The organism is Streptomyces virginiae (genome assembly GCF_000720455.1).
In the GTDB taxonomy this organism is placed as follows: Bacteria; Actinomycetota; Actinomycetes; order Streptomycetales; family Streptomycetaceae; genus Streptomyces; species Streptomyces virginiae.
This window is the reverse complement of record NZ_JOAK01000020.1, coordinates 93,071-111,675: the sequence shown is the minus strand read 5'-3', so window position 1 is coordinate 111,675 and position 18,605 is coordinate 93,071. Positions and strand designations below refer to the sequence as shown.

Genomic DNA, 18,605 nt, shown 5'->3' with positions numbered 1-18,605 from the left:
GGGCACCCTGCCCGGCTACATCGGCGTCAAGGCCGAGGACAAGGAGCCGTACAGCCTGGGCATCGCGCAGGGGAACAACGGCAAGAACGGCCGGGAGCTCGGTGCGAGCCAGCTGCTCTTCCAGTTGTTCGTCGAGAACGTCGAACTCGTGAAGAACAGGTCCGGGCAGGAACTGCCCTCGGCCGCTCCCCAGCAGGAGCAGGAGGGAGCCGATGCGGAGCATCGGCGACCGACGACAACGCGGCAAGCGCGCGTGCCGGACCCCGCCGCGCAGGCGGGACTTCGCGGACACGACCTAGATCGAGCCGACGACCTTGCGCGGAACCACCCGGACCACGACGCGCGGGGCGTCGTCGACGGAGGCGGGGTTGAAGTCCCGGTAGTCCTTGCCCGTGTACTTGCGCGAGAGTTCGTTGATCAGCTCCTGACCGCCCTCCGTGGTCAGCTCGGCGGTGCCGCGCACCTCGGCGTACGTGTACGGCGCGTCGTGCGGGTTGATCATCACGGTGATACGGGGGTCACGGCGCAGGTTCTGTTCCTTCCTGCGCCCCTCGGTCGTGGAGATGAGCAGTTGGTCTCCGTCACGCAGGAGCCAGGTCACGGACAGTTGCGGGCTGCCGTCGGGCTGGATCGTCGCCACCGTCGCGAAGACGGGGGAATCGTCGATGAGACGCTTCAGATCATCGGAGAGTGCAGCAGACACGGGCGCAAGCCTTTCCTGAAGGGCGTCCCGCACCCACGGCACGGAAGCCGACAACTTCTGACCCTGTGTCACCATAGCCCCCGGGGACGCCACTCAACGTGACAACGCGGCTCACGGCGTCCGATGGCCGACGGGTGCCTACCGGGACGCGGGGCGGTCCGTCAGGGCCGTGCCGCAGCCGGTGCAGTAGCGGGCGTCCGCCTCGATCGCGTGGCGGTGGCAGCGGGCGCACACCAGGTGGAGCGCGCACGGCTCGGGGGCGACGGCGGGGGTGCTCCGTCCGATGCTCATGCCGCGGCGCCTGTGGTGCGCGGTCAGGACGAGCAGGCCCTCGGGGCCGGCCAGCAGTGCCCGGGAGGTGCCCCGCGGCAGCAGTCCGATGAACCCGGGGGTCAGCCGGGACTTGGTGCCGTCCAGGGTGAGGGTCCCGCCGCCCGCGACGACGACCAACATCACGTCGACCTCGTCCTCGGTGTAGGCCGCCCCGCCGGTCCCGGGCAGGTGGCGCACCAGGTTCGCGTCCAGCTGACGGTCAGCGCCCTCCAGCCGCCACAGCGCGCCGCTCTCCCCCTGTGCAACCGCCGCGACCAGCCCCGCGACCGTTACGAACTCCGCCTCCCGCACAGCTTGCCTGTCCTTCACACCCGAGCCGAACCTCACTGCACCACACCATCATGATCTCCCACTGATGGCGAACGGGCAGACCGACAACATTCGCGGCCCGTGACTGTCCGCCTCCGTGTGCGTCCGGGCCCTGCTCCCCCGGCCTCCGTGTGCGATGCGCCCTGCTCCCCCCTCACGCCCGATCCCCGCTTCCTGACACCGTCACTGATGGCAGGCGGGCCGGGACTCCAGCCACTTCCGGGCGGCGGCGACGGCCGGATCGCCCGTGCCGCGGGCCATGTCGCGGTCGGTGAAGGCCACGCGGACGTCGGGGGCGATGGGGGTGTTGGCGTACCGCCGGCCGGTTCGGTCCACATCGGCCGCTTCGGTGACGAGCAGGAGCGCGCCGTCGTTGAGCGGGTAGGACGCGTTCCCCGTCGCCAGCCCGGCGGTGGGCAGTCCGAAGCTGCGGCTCTCCGGCCGGCCGCGGAAGGCGATCAGGGCCGCTTCGCCGGCACTCGCCGTCTCGGGTCCGGTGAGGACCGCGACCGGCGGCCGGGGCCGTTTCAGCACGTACGCGTTGTGCGTCACGTAGTCGTCGATGCCGGACTCGCCCGTTTCGATGCTCGGGGGGAGGTCTTTGGGGATGACCTCGCCGTCGACGGACAGCTGCCCCTTGTCCAGCGCCCACGCGGCCTCGTTGCCGTCCGCGTCCACGAAGCCGCCGAGGCGGCCGTCACCCAGCAAGGGCGCCAGGACGTCGAGCTTGGGCCAGACGGCTCCCCCGCTGTCCCCACGCAGGTCGACGATCCATCCGCACGGCCCGGAGGCGTCGACCGTGCGGACGGCCCGGGCGCCGGCCCGCGCATAGCCCGGGATCTTCTCGGTGGCCGGGAGCGACACGTACCCGATCCGCTGTCCGAGGAGGCGGCCGCTGGGTACCTGCGGCGGTGCCCCGGTGCCGGGTACTTCGGGGGACGGCACGAGCGCCCCGGCCCGGTCCGGCCTCAGGAAGAAGGTGTGGGGATTGTCGACGGCCTTGACGGCGAGGTCGATCGCGTCGTAGGTGTCGGCGGTGGTCCTGGCCCCGTCTGCTTCGGCGAACGCCTGGCGCCGCACCTGCGGCCAGTCGACCTTCTTCTTGTCGATCGACTTGCTCTGGAGCAGGTCCAGGACATGGGTCAGGTACAGCTCCGCCGCTGCCGACATGTCCGCGCTGGGCTGTGGTGACGGGCCGACGGCCACCGCATCGGCCGGCCGGACGCCAACACCCCCGTGGCCGAGACCCGCGGCGGTCGAGGTGCCGCCCGCGGCCGTCGCCAGTCCGACCGTCAGCGCCACTGAGACCGACAGCAGCACCACACGCCTTCGCCCGCCGGTGGTCACGAGGTCCTCCTCGTCAAGAGCAGGGGCCGCCCACTTCATCGTCACGCTCGGGCGGACACCCCGGCAACCGGAGGGTGCGCGGGCACGCCGTCAGCCGTTGTCGCCCCGCGCGTTCGCGGGCGGGTCCGGCAGCCAGTCGCGCGTCGGGTCGTACTCCAGCCAGCGCCTTCGCCGCGCCTCTCCCGCGCAGGCCGCGGTGAGGCGGTCCAGGCCCGGGTGTGCGTCGCCGGTGCGCCACAGCAGTGACCAGGCGTACAGCGGCGTGGGATTGACCAGGGGGACGGAGCGCAGCCCGGTGACCTCCGGCAGGGGCACGTCGGCGGGCAGCAGCGAGAAGCGGTGCGGATCCTGCGCCACCTCGGCGAGGAAGTGGGCGAGGCCCAGATTGACGCTCGCGGCCCTGTTCCGGATGTCGAACCGCTCGGCGAACTGGTGGAGGAAGTCGAGCCGCTCCAGCGCACCGGGTGCCCACATCACGCTGCCGCGCAGTTGGTCGGGCCGCAGCTCCGCCTCGGTCGCGAGGGGGTGGTCCGCGCTCAGTACCGCGTCCACCGGTTCGAGGCGGACGAGACGGTGGACCAGTCCGGTGCGCAGCGGCGGGTGGACCCGCCCGAAGGCCGCGTCGATGTCGCCGTGCAGCAGTGCTTCGGTGACCGACGGAAGATCGCGCCCGTGCCCCAGCACCAGCTCGCCGGCCCCTCCCGCGACCTGGGCCAGGGTCCGCATCGGGGCGTAGAGGTGTCCCCAGACGTCCACGTGCAGCGGACGGTCCGTCCCGATCGCGGCGGTGACCGCGGCGTCGGCGGCGGTCACGGTCTGCCGGGCGGGTGGGAGGAAACGCCGTCCGGCCTCGGTGAGGCGCACCCCGTTGCCGTCACGCTGGAACAGCCGGGTCCCGAGCAGGGATTCGAGTCGCGAGATCCGTTTGGACAGCCCCTGTTGGGTGATGGCGAGCATCCCCGCCGCCCGGCCGAAGTGCAGTTCTTCGGCGGCGTGCACGAAGGCACGCACCTGCGCCACGTCAAGATCCACGGCTTCCACCCTAGGCGACAACCGTCAGTTGTCGGCCGTGCTCGTTCGTTGTTGGATCGCGCGATGGCCGCGGGCGTTCAATTCTCGGCATGCGAAGACTGATTCCCACAGGGGAGGCGGAGCGTCCGGTCGCTTTCGCCGAGGTCCCCCAGCCCGTCCCGGAGCCCGATGAGGTCCTGGTCAAGGTCGAGGCGTTCGCCCCCAACCGGGGCGAGACGTTCCTCCTCGAAGACCCCCGGCCGGGGTGGCTGCCCGGCAAGGACGTCGCGGGACTCGTCGTACAGGCCGCGGCGGACGGCTCGGGTCCCGGCATCGGCGCCCGTGTGGTCGGGCATCCGGCGCAGGGCGGCTGGGCCGAGTACGCCGCAGTTCCCACGCACTCGCTCGCGGTGCTCCCGGACGGCATCGACAGCGTACGGGCGGCGGCCCTGCCGCTGGCCGGGATCACCGCGCTGCGTCTGTTGCGGACGGCCGGTCCCGTGGCCGGTCTGCGGGTCCTGCTGACCGGTGCTTCGGGCGGGGTCGGTCACTACGTCACCGAGCTGGCCGTCGGTGCCGGTGCCGAACTGACCGCGGTGACGGCCACGCCCGAGCGGGGCGAGCGGCTCGTGGAGCTGGGCGCGCACGTGGTGCACGGGGTCGCGGCGGCCGAAGGGCCGTTCGACGTCGTGCTGGAGTCCACGGGCGGGCCGGACCTGCCCCTGGCGCTCTCGAAGGTCCGGCCGGGAGGAACGCTCGTGTGGTTCGGCCAGGCGAGCCGCACCCCGGGCACCCTGGACTTCTTCGAACTCCTCGGCGGGCCCGAGCGCGTTACGATCCGGCACTTCCACTACGCCGGCGCCCCGTACGGCCCCGATCTCGCGTCGCTGGTACGCCTCGTGGAGCGGGGGCGGCTGCATCCGGAGATCGGCTCGGTCACCGGCTGGGCCGGGACCGCCGACACGCTGGTCGACCTGCGGGAGCGCCGCGTACGCGGCAAGGCCGTCCTGCTGACGGGAGGAACACGATGAGCGTCCCCGAGTTCGCCGCCGCCCAGTACGCGCGCGCGGTCGGCGCGGGCCTCGACCCGCACGAGTACCGGCGCGTCACCGACGGCCTCGCATCCCTCTCCGACTGGGGGCCGGCCTTCCTGGACACCGGGCACGCCCACCTCCGGCGTGCGCAGAGGGCGGCGTCGTCCGTCTCGGCGGGCGGACACCTGATGATGGCGGCCCGCTGGTTCCACGTCGCCACGCTCGCGCCGTACGCGCAGGCACACCGCGCCGCCGTCGAGGCGGACCACGCCCTGGGCCGGGCACTCGCCGCGCTGGAACCGGGGGCGCGGCGGGTGAGCGGGGAGGGATTCACCGGCTGGCTGCGAGGCCCCGCCGACGCCGTCGCCACCGTGGTCGTCGTTCCCGGTCTGGACTCGGCGAAGGAGGAGTTCCTCGACCTGGCGTCCGCTCTGCTGGCCAGGGGTCTCGCGGTGTTCGCGATGGACGGCCCCGGGCAGGGCGTCCTCGCCGCCACGACCGTCTTCAGGCCGGACTACGAGCAGGTCGTGAGCCGGGTCGTCGATGCGCTCGGTGTCGCACGCATCGGACTCGTCGGCCTCAGCCTGGGCGGCTACTTCGCGGCCCGGACCGCCGCGCTGGAGCCGCGCGTGGCGGCGGTCGCCACCGTCAGCGGTCCCTTCCGCCTCGACTGGGAGGAACTTCCCCCGCCGGTACGGGACATCATGGCCCAGCGTGCCGGAGGGGCGCGCGCCGCCCGCGATTTCGCCCGCCACGTGGACCTCGCCGCCCTGGCGTCGCGCATCGAGGCCCCGCTCCTGGTCGTGGACGGAGGCCAGGACGTCATCCCCGGCGTCACCAAGGCGGAACCGCTGGCCCGTCTGGCCCGGAACGGCACCTACCTGTCCGTCCCGCACGGCGATCACCTCCTCGGCAACGCACGGGCCGACTGGCTGGCGCCCCTCGCCGACCACTTCACGCTCGCCCTGAGCGGTGTGCAGGCGTAACGCCCGGGCCGCCGGTGCGGTTGTGGGAGCGTGACAGGTGGACGGGGGCCGGGACCGGGACTGTGCCGGTCGACGTTTCTGAGAGCGGGCGCCGCGGCTGCCCTCGGGGCGGGCCGCGTCGGCGGCGCGGTCGGCGGGGACCCCGGCGGGGCGGGCGAGTCCGGGGGGCTGCGGGTGGTGAAGGTCCGTGACCTGACGGGCCCCGGCATCACGACGCGGTTCCGGATGGAGGCCACGGACCTCGGCATCCCGGTCCGGACGCCCGACGGCCGCATGCTGTTCGTGTTCGGCGACACCTTCGAGGAGGCCCGGGTGGGGGGCGGCTGGTGGCGCTCCCCGGTCGGCCTCCACTCGACCACGGCCCGCCTCGAAGAGGGGATCACCTGGAGCGGGGCGGTCGGCGGACGGTACGCACACCAGCTGTGGGCGTACGAGCACGACAACCCCCTCTTCAGCACCCAACTCCCCTCCGACGTCATCCTCCTCGGGGGCAGCCTGTTCCTGCACGTCAGCGTGCACCGGGGGTGGGGCAGTGTGCTGTGGAGCGAGATCTGGCGGTCGGAGGACTCGGGCTCGACCTGGCGGCACACCGGAGCCCGGTTCCCGGGGAACGCCCATGGCGGCCTGTTCCAGCTGCTGACCTGGGCACTCGGGGAAGACGGCTACGTCTACGCGTACTCGACCGGATACGGCCGCAACGGTCCGCTCCTGCTGCACCGGGTACGGGCCGGGGCCATCGCCGATCCCACCGCGTACGAACCGTGGGGGTACCGGGAGGGATCGTGGGGCTGGGGGAACGCACCCACCCCGGTTCTGGAGGGCGGCTTCGGAGAGCTGTGCCTGCGGCGGCTGGACGGACGGTGGCTCCTGGTCTGCTTCAACGCCGGCGAAGTCCGTATCGAGGCCTTCGTCCTGGACCGGCCCACCGCGGACCTCGGCAGGGCGTACCGGCGGACGCTGATCCACGGCACGGCCTGGGGGCAGGAGGCCGGCCCGTACGTCGCCCAACCCTACGGCGGCTACGTCGTCCCCGGCTCACGCCTCGACGACCTGCACCTGACGGTCAGCCAGTGGCGGTCCGGGACCGAGACCGGCTGGCCGTACCGGGTGATGCAGTTCCGGGTCCGGGGTCTGGAGCCGCGCTGACGGCCGCCGGGCGGCGCGCGGTGGACGGTGGGCGGGCGGCGGCGGGCGGCGGGCGGCGGGCGGCGGGCGGCGCCGGAGTGGGCAGCCGGGTGGGGGTCAGGTCCAGCGCTGCGGATCGGAGCCGTCGCAGGTGCGGGCCGTCAGGGACGCGGGGCCCGCCGCCAGGCAGGTTCCGGCCGCCAGGTTGCGGAGCTGTACCGTGCCGTCCTCCCGGCCGGTGACCGTCCATTCCTGATGCGTGGAGCCGTCGCACGAACGGGCCCGGGGAGCGGCCCCGCTGTTGTCCAGGCAGGCTCCGGTCGCCCGGTTGCGCAGGTCGCCGGGGCCGGAGCCGTGCGGGCGGAACTCCCATTCCTGGTAGTGGAGTCCGTTGCAGGGCCAGCTCCGCAGCCCCTCGACGCTGTCGTCCAGGCAGGTCTCGGTGGCCTTGTTCCGGAACACGCGGGCCGCACCGGGCGCCGGCGACCCGCCCAGCAGCACGGTGCCGGCGACGCCCACGGCCAGGCCGGCCAGCAGCCCGGCCGCCGTCCACCGCCAGCGTCCGCCGGCGGCCCGGAGGGGGTCGGGCAGACCTCGGCCCGGGGACGCCCGTTCCGCCTCCGGCGAGGGGGAAGGGGAAGGGACGCGTGCGGGCGCGGGCACGGGCACGGAGGGGTCCGGGGCCGGTCCCGCCCCGGCGTCCGCACCGGTCGGCGCACGGCTCTGCGTCCGGTCGGCGGCTTCCCAGAGCGCACGGTAGCCGGCCGGGTCGGTGTCCATGGCCCGGCAGATCTCCCGTACGACGCTCCACGGCGGCACCGTCGACCCGCGGAAGTAGCGGGAGAGGGAGGAATCGCTGATCAGCGCCCGCTGCTCCAGGTCCCGCAACGTCATTCCGGACCGCTGCTGCAGCGCTCGCAACGCGTCGCCCAGCCGCCGGGCGGCCGTGGTGTGCCGGTCGACGCCGTCAGCATGACTCATCCGTGCCTTCTTCCCAGTGGAAGGTCGCCGAGGCGGGGGCCGAGGTGTCCCGGAGGGCGCGCCCTGTCCCGGGATACGCCCGTCCCCGCAGGTCAGGAGGGTAGGGATCCCGATATAGGTGAAGCAACCGGGACAACGTTGCGACACCCTGACGGACCGCCACAAACTTGGAGCATCCAGTCGGCGCTTCACCCCTTGAGGTGAAGCACGCGGCATCCCTCCCCCCCCTCCGTGCGGCACAGGTGTGCCCGCCGCCGACCCGTTCCCTCCCCACAAGCGAAAGGTCCATCAGCGATGCGCTTCGACACCCGTACGGCCCGGAACCTGTCGGCCGGCCTGGCGCTCATGCTCCTCCCGCTGGCCACGGCCGAAGGAGCCGCGGGCGCCGCGGAGGCCGGAACCCGCACCGGAACGGCGGCCGCGGGCGCGGCGGCCGCCGGGGTGGCCTACCAGGTCCAGCTCAGCAACCGGTGCCTGGACGCCGACACCAACACCATCAACAACAACCCGGCGAAGGCGCAGGTGTGGGACTGCAACTTCGCCGCCAACCAGCGCTGGATCCTCGAACCGTCAGGGGCCCTGAGGGTCGACTTCAACAACAACAAGTGCCTGGACGCCGACACGAACACCATCAACGACAACGGCGGCAAGGTCCAGCTGTGGAGCTGCAACGGGCAGCCGCAGCAGACCTGGTACCGGGAGAACAACACGATCCGCCTGAGGTACAACGGCAAGTGCCTGGACCACGACACCAACCAGAACCACAACGGCGGCAAGGTCCAGCTGTGGACCTGCAACGGCAGCCCCCAGCAGACCTGGCGCTGACGGCGCCCCGGCTCTGACCGCCCCGGCGGCCCCGGCCGCCCCCTGAACCGGAGTGGAGCGCGAAGGCCACGGCCTCCCGCTCCGCTCCGGCCGTTCCAACGCCGCCGGGGCCGGGGCCGGGGCCAGGGCGGGGTGGTCACTGGCTGCCGAGTGCCATCCACCGCTCGGGCGCCTCCAGCGGGGCGAAGCCGATCTTGGCGTAGATCGCGTGCGCGTCCGCGGTGGCCAGCAGGACGCGCCGCAGGTTGTACGGGGCGAGGTGATCGCGCACAGCGGTCACCAGCGCGGTGCCGATCCCCTTGCCGCGCGCGTGGGGGGAGATGTACACGTCGCAGAGCCAGGCGAAGTCGGCGTGGTCGGTGACCACGCGGGCATAGCCGACCTGCGCACCGGAAGCCCGTTCGTAGACGCCGAAGTTGAGGGAGCCGGCGATGGCCCGGTCCTGCTTCTCACGGGACCGGTCGCGGGCCCAGTAGGCGTCCTGCGACAGCCACTGGTGGACCAGCGCGTTGTCGATCCGTGCGGAGTCGGCGGATATCTCGTACTCATCGGGAAGGAGAGTGCTCATGGCTGCATCCAAGCAGTTCCGATCACTCCCCCACCGCTGGTTTTCGCCCCGCCGCGTGATCATGGAACGCCGGTGCGTGCGAGGATCCACACCATGGATCATGCACCTGTGTGGACGTGCGCAGCGGACCGAGAGCCCTCCCCCGGGCCCGAGGACTTCCTGCGCGGGGTGCGCGGTGCCGTCCGTACGGAGCCGGGCGGGCGCGTCGAGGCGCGGATCGCCCGGTGTGTGATGTGCGGCGCCGAGGAGGAAGAGTTCGAGGCCGCCAAGGGCGAGTGCTTCTGCGTGGGTTGCTGCCTACCGCTGGGCATCACGGACGGGGAGGTGCACCCCGCCGCCTACCCGTGGAGGCTCGAGCCGTCCGGGGTTCCGCTGCCGCCCGCCTCGCCGGGCCCGGGTTTCGAAGCCTCGGACCTGCCCCGCTGCCCCGCCGGGCACGACGTGTTCCACGTCGCGGTCGCTCTCGCTCTCGCGGCGGACGGGGCGGTGCGGGGTATCACGGTCGGCCTGTGGTGCCCCGAGGACGGTGCGTCGTGCCTGTACGTCGACGACGCGCGCGTGGTGGCGACTGCGGAGGTCTGATCCCGTGGCCGCGTGGTCGGGGTCAGGACTGTTCGGGGGCTTCCCAGGCGAACCCGTCGGGGTCGGTGAAGGCGCCCGGGGTGCCGCCGAGGACGACGCGGTGCGAGCCGGCGCCGTCGGCGGGGACGCCGAGGTCCTTGGCCAGGGCGCGGCGCTTGTACAGGGCCAGCTTGACGGGGCTGGACTCTCCGGCGGCGAACTCGGCGTACTTGCCGCCGAAGCTCTTGCCCACGGTCAGGCCGCGGGCGACGTAGAACTGCTTGGTGGCCTTGACGTCCTCGACGCCGATCAGCAGGACGACCTCGTCGATCTCGCGGGTGGCGGGGCCGGTGTCCTTCCTCGCCGAGGTCGCGATCTTCCAGATCGTCCCGTCGGGGGCCTGGACGGTGCCGCCGTAGCCCCACAACGACTTCGCGGCGGGCTTGAGCACCGTGGCGCCGGCGTCCACCGCGGCGGAGACGAAGCCGTCGACGGTGGCGGGCCCGGCCACGGTCAGCGCCAGGGTGAAGCCGCGGAATCCGGTGGAGTGCGCCTCGGACGCCCGCAGGCGTACGTAGCCGTCGACGCCGAAGGCGCTGTAGAAGCGGCGGGCGGCTTCGAGGTCGGTCACCTCGATGGTGACGGACGCGAGGGACGTGGGGGCCGGGGTGTGCGTGGTGGTTGCCATGTCCCTCACGCTAGGGGCTGGAGGGCCGCCGGGGCTTCTCCATTCCTGACCGGTCCGGGACGGCTCCGTCGCCGGGGCCTCCGGCTCGGCGTCCGGTCAGGAACCGGGGGTCATCGCGCGCAGCCGGTCGGCCACGTCGTACACGTTCAGGCGCAGGCCGCGGATGTCGGTGATCAGGTCGCGCCATGGTTCGAAGGCGGTGTCCACGTCCTTGCCGGAGGCCCTGATGTAGGCCACTGCGACGCCGTAGCCGAAGTACTCGTTCCTGGCGGGCAGCGGGCGCAGCAGCACGATCTGCTCCAGCAGGGCCGCCGCCCGCCAGTGGGCGTCGGGCGGATCGGCCGCGAGCGCCGGGGTGTTCACGCGGTGCCGGGCGACGGCGGCGACCAGGCCCGAGTAGTCCAGGACTCCCAGGTCGTTGCCCAGGAGTTCCTCCTGGCGGTCCAGGAGCCACCGGATGTCGACGTGCAGCTCCAAGGTCAGGCCGCCCGGTGCGGGCGCGCGGACGACGGCAGCCCGCCGAATTCGCGGTCGAACGCCTCCGCGATGCCCGGTCGGCCGACGACCTCGCGGAACACGGCGGTCGCCCTGCCCAGAGCGAGCTGGTTCTCCTCCTCGACGGCCAGCTCCGCGAGGTAGGCGCGGACGCTCATGCCGCGAGCGGCGGCCACCGCGGCGAACCGGTCCCGCGTCGCCGAGTCGATCTTCACAGTCGTGTCAGCCATGACCCGAGTATGCACCCGTGAATACCTTCATGAATACGTGACGGCGGAAGTCGGCGCCGGGGCCGGGTCCGTGTGCGCCGGGGCGCCCGGGGCGGTGCGACGGCCGGCGAACGCGATGGCGGCCACTCCCAGTACGGCCCACAGCGACAGGACCAGCGCCGGCGCGGCCGCGCCGGCGCCGTCGAAGAAGGCGACCGAGCGCAGGAGGGAGCTGCCCGCGCCCGGCGGCAGCCACTGACCGACGAGCCCGGCGGGCTCGGGCAGCAGCTGGGGCGCGCCCGCGGCGCCGGAGAACGGGTTGCCGAGGAGGACGATCAGGAAGGCGCCGAGGCCGATGCCGGGCTTGCCGAGGAGCGCGTGGAGTCCGGCGACGCCCGCGGCGACGGCGGCCACGGTCAGGGCCAGGGCTCCCGCCGCGGCCCACCAGTTGCCGGTGAGGACGCCCAGCCAGCTGTGTGCGAGAGCGGCCCCGGCCAGGCCGACGAGGGCGGAGGCGCCGAGAACGGCGGTGACGGCGCGGCCGCCGCGCAGCCCGCCGAGGGAGACGAGGGCGCCGGCGGCCACCCCGGCGAGGGCGAGGGGCAGGACGCTGGCACCGAAGCCGGCGCCGCGGACGTCGGCGGCGGGGGCGGGCACCACGTCCGTGACGGGCACGGCCTGGGCCGTGGGCGGCGCCTGGGAGGTGACGGCCTGCGTCAGCAGCTGCGCGACGACGGGGCTCGCGGCGGAAGCGGTCAGCAGGCGCGGGCCCTGCGGGGTGGCGACGACCGCGCCGTACACCTCGCGGTTCTGCACGGCGGAGCGGGCGGCGGCCTCGTCGGCGTACCGGTGGATCTCGAAGGCCCCTTCGTGGGCGGCGAGCCGCTGCTCCAGGGGCGCGGCCGCGGCGGCGGGTCCTGCGACGCCGAGGGGCAGGTCGCGAGGGGCCATGCGGGTGGCCGGCCAGGCGAAGGCCCAGAGGGCCAGTGCGGCGAGCAGCGGGACCATGACCATCACGGCCAGGACGCGGCGGGAGGCCGGGACCGTGGGGTGGGCAGGGGGTGTCACGGGAGGCATGGCGGACTCGATTCAAAGAGAAGGATCGTTCGTTTTACGTCCTGGCCCCACTGTGTGACGACCTCCTCTCCTTGTCAAGAATGAATGTTCGTTTTAGCGTGGGGGCATGGCACGTGTATCCCAGGCGCACCTCGACGCCCGACGTCGGCAGATCCTCGACGGCGCAACCCGCTGCTTCACGCGCAACGGCTTCCACGCCACGTCCATGCAGGACGTGCTGAAGGAGGCGGACCTGTCCGCCGGCGCCGTCTACCGATACTTCCGCAGCAAGGAGGAACTGATCGTCGCGATCGCCGAGGAGACCTTCGTGCTGATCCGCGGCGCGTTCGAGGCGGCGGCGCAGCGGAACCCGCCCCCCGGCCCGGACCTCCTGCTCGCCGAGGTCCTCGGGACGATCCTGGACGTGCGGGCCGGGGAGCCCGGAGCCGACCCCCGGGACTTCCCCCGCCTGATGCTCCAGGTCTGGACCGAGACCCTGCGCAACGAGGACCTCGCCGCACTGCTGCGCCGTGGGTACGAGGAGATCAGCGGGGCATGGATGGGGCTCGTGGAGACCTACCGGGAGGCGGGCACGCTCCCCGCCGGCGTCCCCGCCGAACACATCGCGCGCACCCTCATCGCCGCGGCCCAGGGGTACATCACCCAACAGGCGCTGTTCGGCGGGATCGACCCCGGGATGCTCCGTGACGGCCTACGCGGGCTGATGTCCATGGGGCCGGTGCCCGACCGCCTTCATGGAGCGTGAGCGGCGCCCCGCTGCCCGGCCGGCGGTCGGGCCCGACGGCGCCTTCGAGGAGTCGCCCGCGGCCCGGTGTCAGGACGGCTCGGGCCCGTCCTGACACCGGCATCGTGCTCAGCCGTGGGTGAAGTGCGGCGGGCGCTTTTCCACGAAGGCGCCCATGCCCTCCTTCTGGTCGGCCGTGGCGAACACGGCGTGGAACAGGCGGCGTTCGAAGCGGACGCCTTCGGTGAGGGTGGTCTCGAAGGCCCGGTTCACGGCTTCCTTGGCCATCATCGCGACCGGCTTGGACATCTCCGCGACCGTCGTGGCCACGGCGAGGGCCTCTGCGAGCAGCTCGTCCGCGGGGACGGTCCGGGAGACCAGCCCGGCGCGCTCGGCCTCCGCGGCGTCCATGGTGCGGCCGGTCAGGCACAGTTCCATGGCCTTGGCCTTGCCCACGGCCCGGGTGAGCCGCTGGGAGCCGCCGATGCCCGGGATGACGCCCAGTTTGATCTCCGGCTGCCCGAACTTCGCGGTGTCGGCGGCGAGCAGGATGTCGCAGAGCATCGCCAGCTCGCAGCCGCCGCCGAGGGCGTAGCCGGAAACGGCCGCCAGGGTGGGGGTGCGGACCTGGCCCAGGCGGTCCCATGCCGTGAACCAGTCGGCGAGGTACATGTCCATGTAGGTCCGCGGGCGCATCTCCTTGATGTCGGCCCCCGCCGCGAAGGCCCTCGCGGAGCCGGTGAGCACGATGCAGCCGACGTCCGGGTCCCGGTCCAGTTCCTCCGTGGCGGCCACGACCTCGGTCATGACCTGGAGGTTCAGCGCGTTCAGTGCCTCCGGCCGGTTGAGGGTGAGGACGGCCACCCGGCCCTTGCGTTCCAGCAGGATGGTCTCGTAGGCGGTCATACGGGGGTTCCGTTCTGCGGTCGGAGGGTGCGGACGATCGCCGAGAAGTCGAGGTCCGCGCCCTCGGCGGCGGCGAACGCGGCGTACATCTCGGCGGCCTTGAGGCCCAGCGGCGCCTCCACCCCGCCGGAGCGCAGGGCGTTCGCGGCGAGCCCGAGGTCCTTGGCCATCAGCGGGGCGGCGAAGCCCGGCCGGTAGTCGCGGTTGGCGGGGCTGGCCGGGACCGGTCCGGGGACCGGGCAGTTGACGGTGAGGGCCCAGCACTGGCCGGAGGCGGTGGACGCGACGTCGTAGAGGGCCTGGTGGTCGAGGCCCAGGCTCTCGGCGAGGACGAACGCCTCGCTGACGCCGATCATGGAGACGGCGAGGATCATGTTGTTGCAGATCTTCGCGGCCTGCCCGGCGCCCGCCGCGCCGCAGTGCACGGCCTTCTTGCCCATGGCGTCGAGCAGTGGCGCCGCGGCGGCGAACTCCGCGGTCCCACCGCCTGCCATGAAGGTGAGCGTGGCCGCTTCGGCGCCCACCACCCCGCCGGACACCGGGGCGTCCAGGGAGCGGTGGCCGGCGGAGACGACGGCCTCGTGGGCGGCTCTCGCGTCGGCCACGTCGATGGTGGAGCAGTCCACGAACAGGGTTCCGGGGCGGGCGGCGGCCAGCAGGCCCTGTTCGCGGTAGAGGGCGAGGACGTGGCGGCCCGCGGGGAGCATGGTGATCACCGCCTCGGCCGCCGTGACGGCCTCGACGGCGGAGGCTGCGGGCTCGACTCCGGTGCCGGCGGCGGTGGCCAGCAGTTCCGGGACCAGGTCGAAGCCGAGGACGCGGTGGCCGGCCTTGACCAGGTTGGCGGCCATCGGTCCGCCCATGTGCCCGAGCCCGATGAATGCGACGGTGGTGCTCACCAGACGACCTCCTGGGACGAAGCGGTCGCGACGAGCCGGAGTTCGTCCGCGTCGAGCGGGGCGAAGTAGCGGTCCACGTCCGCGGCGGTGACGTCCTCCAGCGTGGCCGGTGACCAGCGGGGATCACGGTCCTTGTCGATGACCTGGGCGCGGATGCCCTCGACCAGGTCGGGCGAGGACAGGGCCGCGCAGGAGACGCGGTACTCCTGCTCCAGTACGCGTTCCAGCGGTCCGAGCCGGCGGGCCCGGCGCAACGCGGCCAGCGTGACCTTGACCGCGGTGGGGGCCTTGGACAGCAGGGTGTCCGCCGCGTCCTTCGCGGCGGGTACGCCGGACGCGAGCAGCCGCGCCACGATCTCCTCGGCGGTGCCGGCGGCGTAGCAGAGGTCGATCCACTCGCGCGCGGTGGCGAGGCTCCCGGCCGGTGGCTCGGCCACGTGCCGCTCCAGGACGGTGCGTACGCGGTCCACGGCCAGCTCCCGGGCCAGGGAGGGCAGCGCCGCCGAGGGTACGAAGTGGTCGGCGAGACCGCACAGCAGGGCGTCGGCGGCGCCGACAGGTGCACCGGTCAGCGCCAGGTGGGTGCCGAGTTCCCCGGGGGCCAGCGCGAGGAGGTAGGTCCCGCCCACGTCGGGGACGAAGCCGATGCCGGTCTCGGGCATGGCGACGCGCGATCGCTCGGTGACGATCCGGACGCTGCCGTGGGCCGAGACGCCGACTCCGCCGCCCATCACGATGCCGTCCATGAGGGCCACGTAGGGCTTGGGATAGCGGGCGATGAGTGCGTTGAGGCGGTATTCGTCGCGCCAGAAGTCTGCCGAGGCGCTGCCGCCGGTCCGGGCGTCCTCGTGGATCGCTCGGATGTCGCCGCCCGCGCACAGGCCGCGTTCGCCGGCGCCGTCGATGACGACCAGCTCGACCGAGGGGTCGTCGGCCCAGGTCGTGAGCGCCTCCTCGATGCGGAGCACCATGGGGTGGCTGAGGGCGTTGAGTGCCGCGGGGCGGTTGAGGGTGATGTACGCGGCGTGGTCCTCGGTACGCAGGAGCACGTGGTCGGGGTCGGGGTTGGGGCCGGTCCGGGGGTCGTGGGTCATCGCAGGGTCTCCGTCAGTCCGCGCGCGACGATGACGCGCATGACCTCGTTGGTGCCTTCCAGGATCTGATGGACCCGCAGGTCGCGGACGATCTTCTCGATGCCGTACTCGCTGAGGTAGCCGTAGCCGCCGTGCAGTTGCAGGGCGGCGTCGGCCACCGCATATCCGGTGTCGGTGGCGAACCGCTTGGCCATCGCGCACAGGCGCGGGGCCAGCGGATCTCCCGTGTCCAGGGCCTGGGCTGCCTGCCGCACCAGTGCGCGGGCGGCGGCCAGCTCGGTGGCCATGTCCGCGAGGCGGAACTGCAGGGCCTGGGCGTCCAGCAGCCTGGAGCCGAAGGCCTCTCGGTCGGCCAGGTAGGTCAGCGAGCGGTCCAGGGCGCTCTGTGCGCCGCCGAGCGAGCAGGCGGCGATGCCGAGGCGGCCGCCGTTGAGGCCGCTCATCGCGATGCGGAAGCCGTCGCCCTCGGCGCCGAGCAGCCGGTGGGCGGGGACCCGGACCGCGTCGAGGATCACCTGACGGGTGGGCTGCGCGTTCCAGCCCATCTTGCGCTCGTTGGGCCCGAAGGAGACGCCCGGGTCCGCACGTTCGACGACGAAGGCCGAGATCCCGTCGGGGCCGGGCTCGCCCGTCCGGGCCATGACCAGGTAGAGGTCGGCGGCGCCTGCGCCGGAGATGAACTGCTTGACGCCGGTGAGCACGTAGTGGTCGCCCTGCCGTTCGGCACGGGTGCGCAGCGCGGCGGCGTCCGAGCCGGCGCCGGGTTCGGTGAGGCAGTAGCTGCCGAGGGCGGCGGCCGAGCAGAGGCCGGGCAGCCAGCGGTCGCGCTGGGCCGCGTCTGCGTACCGGTCGATCATCCAGGCGACCATGTTGTGGATCGAGAGGTAGCCCGCGATGGACGGGCAGCCGGTGGCGAGGGTCTCGAAGACGAGAACGCCGTCGCTGCGGCTGAGGCCCGAACCGCCGTGCTCCTCACGCACGTACGCACCGGCGAGGCCGAGCGCGGCCGCCCGTCGGATGACGTCGACGGGGAAGTGCTTGTCCTGGTCCCAGGCCACGGCGTGCGGGGCGAGCTGCTCCTGGGCGAAGTCGAGGGTGACCTCGGCGAGAGCGAGCTGGTCCCCGGTGAGGGTGGTGGTCACGGCGCTCACCCCATCGTCGGAATGGTGAAGCTCGCGCCTTCCTTCGCCCCGGAGGGCCAGCGCGAGGTGACGGTCTTGGTACGGGTGTAGAAGCGGATGGAGTCGGGGCCGTGCTGGTTGAGGTCGCCGAAGCCGGACCGCTTCCAGCCGCCGAAGGTGTGGTAGGCGACGGGTACCGGGATGGGCACGTTGACGCCGACCATGCCGGTGTTCACCCGACGGGTGAACTCGCGCGCGGTGTCCCCGTCCCGGGTGAAGATCGCCACGCCGTTGCCGAACGGGTGCTCGCTGGGCAGCCGCAGTGCCTCCTCGAAGTCGGCGGCGCGGACCACCGAGAGGACGGGCCCGAAGATCTCCTCGCGGTAGATCCGCATCCGCGGGGAGACCCGGTCGAAGAGGGACGGGCCGGCGAAGAAGCCGTTCTCGTGACCGTCCAGGGTGAACCGGCGTCCGTCCACGACGAGTTCGGCGCCCTCGCCCACGCCGATGTCGACGTAGCGGCGCACCCGGTCCAGGGCTTCGCGGCTGACCAGGGGTCCGAAGTCGGCCTCGGGGTCGTCGGACCGGCCGATCCGCAGGGCAGGGATCCGGTCCTTGAGGGCGGCGACCAGGCGGTCCGCCGTGTCCTCGCCGACGGGCACGGCGACGGAGACGGCCATGCAGCGTTCGCCCGCCGAGCCGTAGCCGGCGCCGATCAGGGCGTCCACGGCCTGGTCGAGGTCGGCGTCGGGCATCACGATCATGTGGTTCTTGGCGCCGCCGAAGCACTGGGCGCGCTTGCCGTGTGCGGCGGCGGTGGCGTAGATGTGCGCGGCGATCGGGGTGGAGCCGACGAAGCCGAGCGCCTGGACGCGGGGGTCCTCCAGCAGCGTGTCGACGGCTTCCTTGCCGCCGTTGACGACGTTGAGCACGCCGGGCGGCAGGCCCGCTTCGAGGAACAGCTCCGCGAGGCGCAGCGGTACGGAGGGGGCGCGCTCGGAGGGCTTGAGGATGAAGGCGTTTCCGCAGGCCAGGGCGGGCGCCGCCTGCCACAGCGGAATCATCGCGGGGAAGTTGAACGGGGTGATGCCCGCGACGACGCCGAGGGGGCTGCGCAGGGAGTGCACGTCGATGCCGGTGCCTGCGTTGTCGGTGAACTCCCCCTTGAGGAGGTGGGGGACGCCCGCCGCGAACTCGACCACTTCCAGGCCCCGTTGCAGATCGCCGTGGGCGTCGGCGACGGTCTTGCCGTGCTCGGCCGACAGCAGGCGGGCCAGGCCGTCCCGCTCGCCTTCGACGAGCTGGAGGAAGCGCAGCAGGACGCGCGCGCGGCGCTGCGGGTTCCACCGGCCCCACTCGGCCTGCGCCTCCTCGGCGTCGGCGATCGCCGCTTCGGTGTCGGCGCGCCCGGCCAGCGGCACCCGGGCCTGGACGGCGCCGGTGTTGGGGTCGTACACGTCGGCGTGCAGACCGGAGGTGCCGGTCGTGTGTTTTCCGCCGATGAAATGGGTGAGTTCACGGACCATGGATGCCTGCTCTCGTCAGGTTGGATCCGGGGATGGCACGGCGGGCCGGCGGACGCACCCGGATGGGAGTGCACCGCTGCGGA

The 18,605-nt window shown here is 73.0% G+C and carries 21 protein-coding genes; 6 read left to right on the top strand and 15 right to left on the bottom strand.

Annotated elements, in window-relative coordinates; translation table 11 throughout:
- Positions 1 to 295: 295 nt before the first annotated feature.
- From IG86_RS41500 to IG86_RS0126525, 4 genes are all read right to left on the bottom strand, one after another.
- Positions 296 to 703, bottom strand: a complete 408-nt coding sequence (locus IG86_RS41500) for a PPOX class F420-dependent oxidoreductase (protein WP_053677969.1) — start codon at positions 701 to 703, stop codon at positions 296 to 298.
- Between the two features lie 138 nt (positions 704 to 841).
- Positions 842 to 1,345 carry a zinc ribbon domain-containing protein gene (locus IG86_RS43135; RefSeq protein WP_157854895.1) on the bottom strand — a complete coding sequence of 168 codons (504 nt, stop codon included), beginning with the start codon at positions 1,343 to 1,345 and terminating at the stop codon, positions 842 to 844.
- A 183-nt stretch (positions 1,346 to 1,528) separates the two neighbouring features.
- Positions 1,529 to 2,731, bottom strand: coding sequence for a S41 family peptidase (locus IG86_RS0126530; protein WP_078906043.1), 1,203 nt, complete (start codon positions 2,729 to 2,731; stop codon positions 1,529 to 1,531).
- Positions 2,732 to 2,782: 51 nt separating this feature from the next.
- Positions 2,783 to 3,724 carry a LysR family transcriptional regulator gene (locus IG86_RS0126525; protein ID WP_030828988.1) on the bottom strand — a complete coding sequence of 314 codons (942 nt, stop codon included), beginning with the start codon at positions 3,722 to 3,724 and terminating at the stop codon, positions 2,783 to 2,785.
- Positions 3,725 to 3,813: 89 nt separating this feature from the next.
- Here IG86_RS0126525 and IG86_RS0126520 point away from each other — a divergent pair, with 89 nt between their 5' ends.
- The 3 genes from IG86_RS0126520 (at position 3,814) to IG86_RS0126510 (ending at position 6,869) form a co-directional block, all read left to right on the top strand.
- Positions 3,814 to 4,734: a zinc-binding dehydrogenase gene (locus IG86_RS0126520; protein WP_030828985.1), complete on the top strand. Its 921-nt coding sequence runs from the start codon at positions 3,814 to 3,816 to the stop codon at positions 4,732 to 4,734.
- Positions 4,731 to 5,723, top strand: coding sequence for an alpha/beta hydrolase family protein (locus IG86_RS0126515; RefSeq protein WP_030828982.1), 993 nt, complete (start codon positions 4,731 to 4,733; stop codon positions 5,721 to 5,723). Before IG86_RS0126520 ends, IG86_RS0126515 begins: the two co-directional genes overlap by 4 nt.
- A 174-nt stretch (positions 5,724 to 5,897) precedes the next feature.
- Entirely contained in the window at positions 5,898 to 6,869 is a 972-nt protein-coding gene (locus tag IG86_RS0126510; protein ID WP_234316105.1) for a DUF4185 domain-containing protein, read from the top strand.
- Between the two features lie 96 nt (positions 6,870 to 6,965).
- On the opposite strand, the gene IG86_RS40140 is transcribed toward IG86_RS0126510, so the two are convergent.
- Entirely contained in the window at positions 6,966 to 7,829 is an 864-nt protein-coding gene (locus IG86_RS40140) for a ricin-type beta-trefoil lectin domain protein (protein WP_078848202.1), read from the bottom strand.
- A gap of 294 nt (positions 7,830 to 8,123) precedes the next feature.
- On the opposite strand from IG86_RS40140, the gene IG86_RS0126500 reads away from it, so the two are divergent.
- Positions 8,124 to 8,654, top strand: coding sequence for an RICIN domain-containing protein (locus IG86_RS0126500; protein ID WP_030828973.1), 531 nt, complete (start codon positions 8,124 to 8,126; stop codon positions 8,652 to 8,654).
- Between the two features lie 136 nt (positions 8,655 to 8,790).
- Here the strand turns inward: IG86_RS0126500 and IG86_RS0126495 are convergent, their stop codons facing one another.
- The gene (locus IG86_RS0126495; RefSeq protein WP_030828970.1) at positions 8,791 to 9,222 is read right to left on the bottom strand and encodes a GNAT family N-acetyltransferase; all 432 of its coding nucleotides are present in this window, start codon (positions 9,220 to 9,222) and stop codon (positions 8,791 to 8,793) included.
- A gap of 93 nt (positions 9,223 to 9,315) precedes the next feature.
- On the opposite strand from IG86_RS0126495, the gene IG86_RS0126490 reads away from it, so the two are divergent.
- Positions 9,316 to 9,804, top strand: a complete 489-nt coding sequence (locus tag IG86_RS0126490) for a hypothetical protein (protein WP_157854893.1) — start codon at positions 9,316 to 9,318, stop codon at positions 9,802 to 9,804.
- Positions 9,805 to 9,826: 22 nt separating this feature from the next.
- On the opposite strand, the gene IG86_RS0126485 is transcribed toward IG86_RS0126490, so the two are convergent.
- The 4 genes from IG86_RS0126485 to IG86_RS0126470 all read right to left on the bottom strand — a co-directional run bounded on the left by IG86_RS0126485 (position 9,827) and on the right by IG86_RS0126470 (position 12,252).
- Positions 9,827 to 10,471: a VOC family protein gene (locus tag IG86_RS0126485; RefSeq protein ID WP_030900179.1), complete on the bottom strand. Its 645-nt coding sequence runs from the start codon at positions 10,469 to 10,471 to the stop codon at positions 9,827 to 9,829.
- Between the two features lie 96 nt (positions 10,472 to 10,567).
- Entirely contained in the window at positions 10,568 to 10,948 is a 381-nt protein-coding gene (locus tag IG86_RS0126480; protein WP_030828961.1) for a hypothetical protein, read from the bottom strand.
- A 2-nt stretch (positions 10,949 to 10,950) separates the two neighbouring features.
- Positions 10,951 to 11,196 carry a hypothetical protein gene (locus tag IG86_RS0126475; protein WP_030828958.1) on the bottom strand — a complete coding sequence of 82 codons (246 nt, stop codon included), beginning with the start codon at positions 11,194 to 11,196 and terminating at the stop codon, positions 10,951 to 10,953.
- 27 nt (positions 11,197 to 11,223) lie between these two features.
- Positions 11,224 to 12,252, bottom strand: a complete 1,029-nt coding sequence (locus IG86_RS0126470; RefSeq protein ID WP_030900177.1) for a membrane protein — start codon at positions 12,250 to 12,252, stop codon at positions 11,224 to 11,226.
- 106 nt (positions 12,253 to 12,358) lie between these two features.
- On the opposite strand from IG86_RS0126470, the gene IG86_RS0126465 reads away from it, so the two are divergent.
- Positions 12,359 to 12,997: a TetR/AcrR family transcriptional regulator gene (locus tag IG86_RS0126465; RefSeq protein ID WP_030828952.1), complete on the top strand. Its 639-nt coding sequence runs from the start codon at positions 12,359 to 12,361 to the stop codon at positions 12,995 to 12,997.
- Positions 12,998 to 13,105: 108 nt separating this feature from the next.
- Here the strand turns inward: IG86_RS0126465 and IG86_RS0126460 are convergent, their stop codons facing one another.
- From IG86_RS0126460 to IG86_RS0126440, 5 genes are read right to left on the bottom strand one after another with little or no spacing between them, the layout of a single operon-like run.
- Positions 13,106 to 13,882, bottom strand: coding sequence for an enoyl-CoA hydratase (locus IG86_RS0126460; RefSeq protein WP_030900174.1), 777 nt, complete (start codon positions 13,880 to 13,882; stop codon positions 13,106 to 13,108).
- Entirely contained in the window at positions 13,879 to 14,781 is a 903-nt protein-coding gene (gene mmsB / locus IG86_RS0126455) for a 3-hydroxyisobutyrate dehydrogenase (protein WP_030828946.1), read from the bottom strand. The genes IG86_RS0126460 and mmsB overlap by 4 nt, the downstream gene beginning before the upstream one ends.
- Entirely contained in the window at positions 14,778 to 15,875 is a 1,098-nt protein-coding gene (locus tag IG86_RS0126450; protein WP_051785417.1) for an enoyl-CoA hydratase/isomerase family protein, read from the bottom strand. The genes mmsB and IG86_RS0126450 overlap by 4 nt, the downstream gene beginning before the upstream one ends.
- Positions 15,872 to 17,017, bottom strand: coding sequence for an acyl-CoA dehydrogenase family protein (locus tag IG86_RS0126445; protein WP_037943107.1), 1,146 nt, complete (start codon positions 17,015 to 17,017; stop codon positions 15,872 to 15,874). The genes IG86_RS0126450 and IG86_RS0126445 overlap by 4 nt, the downstream gene beginning before the upstream one ends.
- A 5-nt stretch (positions 17,018 to 17,022) precedes the next feature.
- Positions 17,023 to 18,522: a CoA-acylating methylmalonate-semialdehyde dehydrogenase gene (locus tag IG86_RS0126440; protein ID WP_030828938.1), complete on the bottom strand. Its 1,500-nt coding sequence runs from the start codon at positions 18,520 to 18,522 to the stop codon at positions 17,023 to 17,025.
- Positions 18,523 to 18,605: the final 83 nt, after the last annotated feature.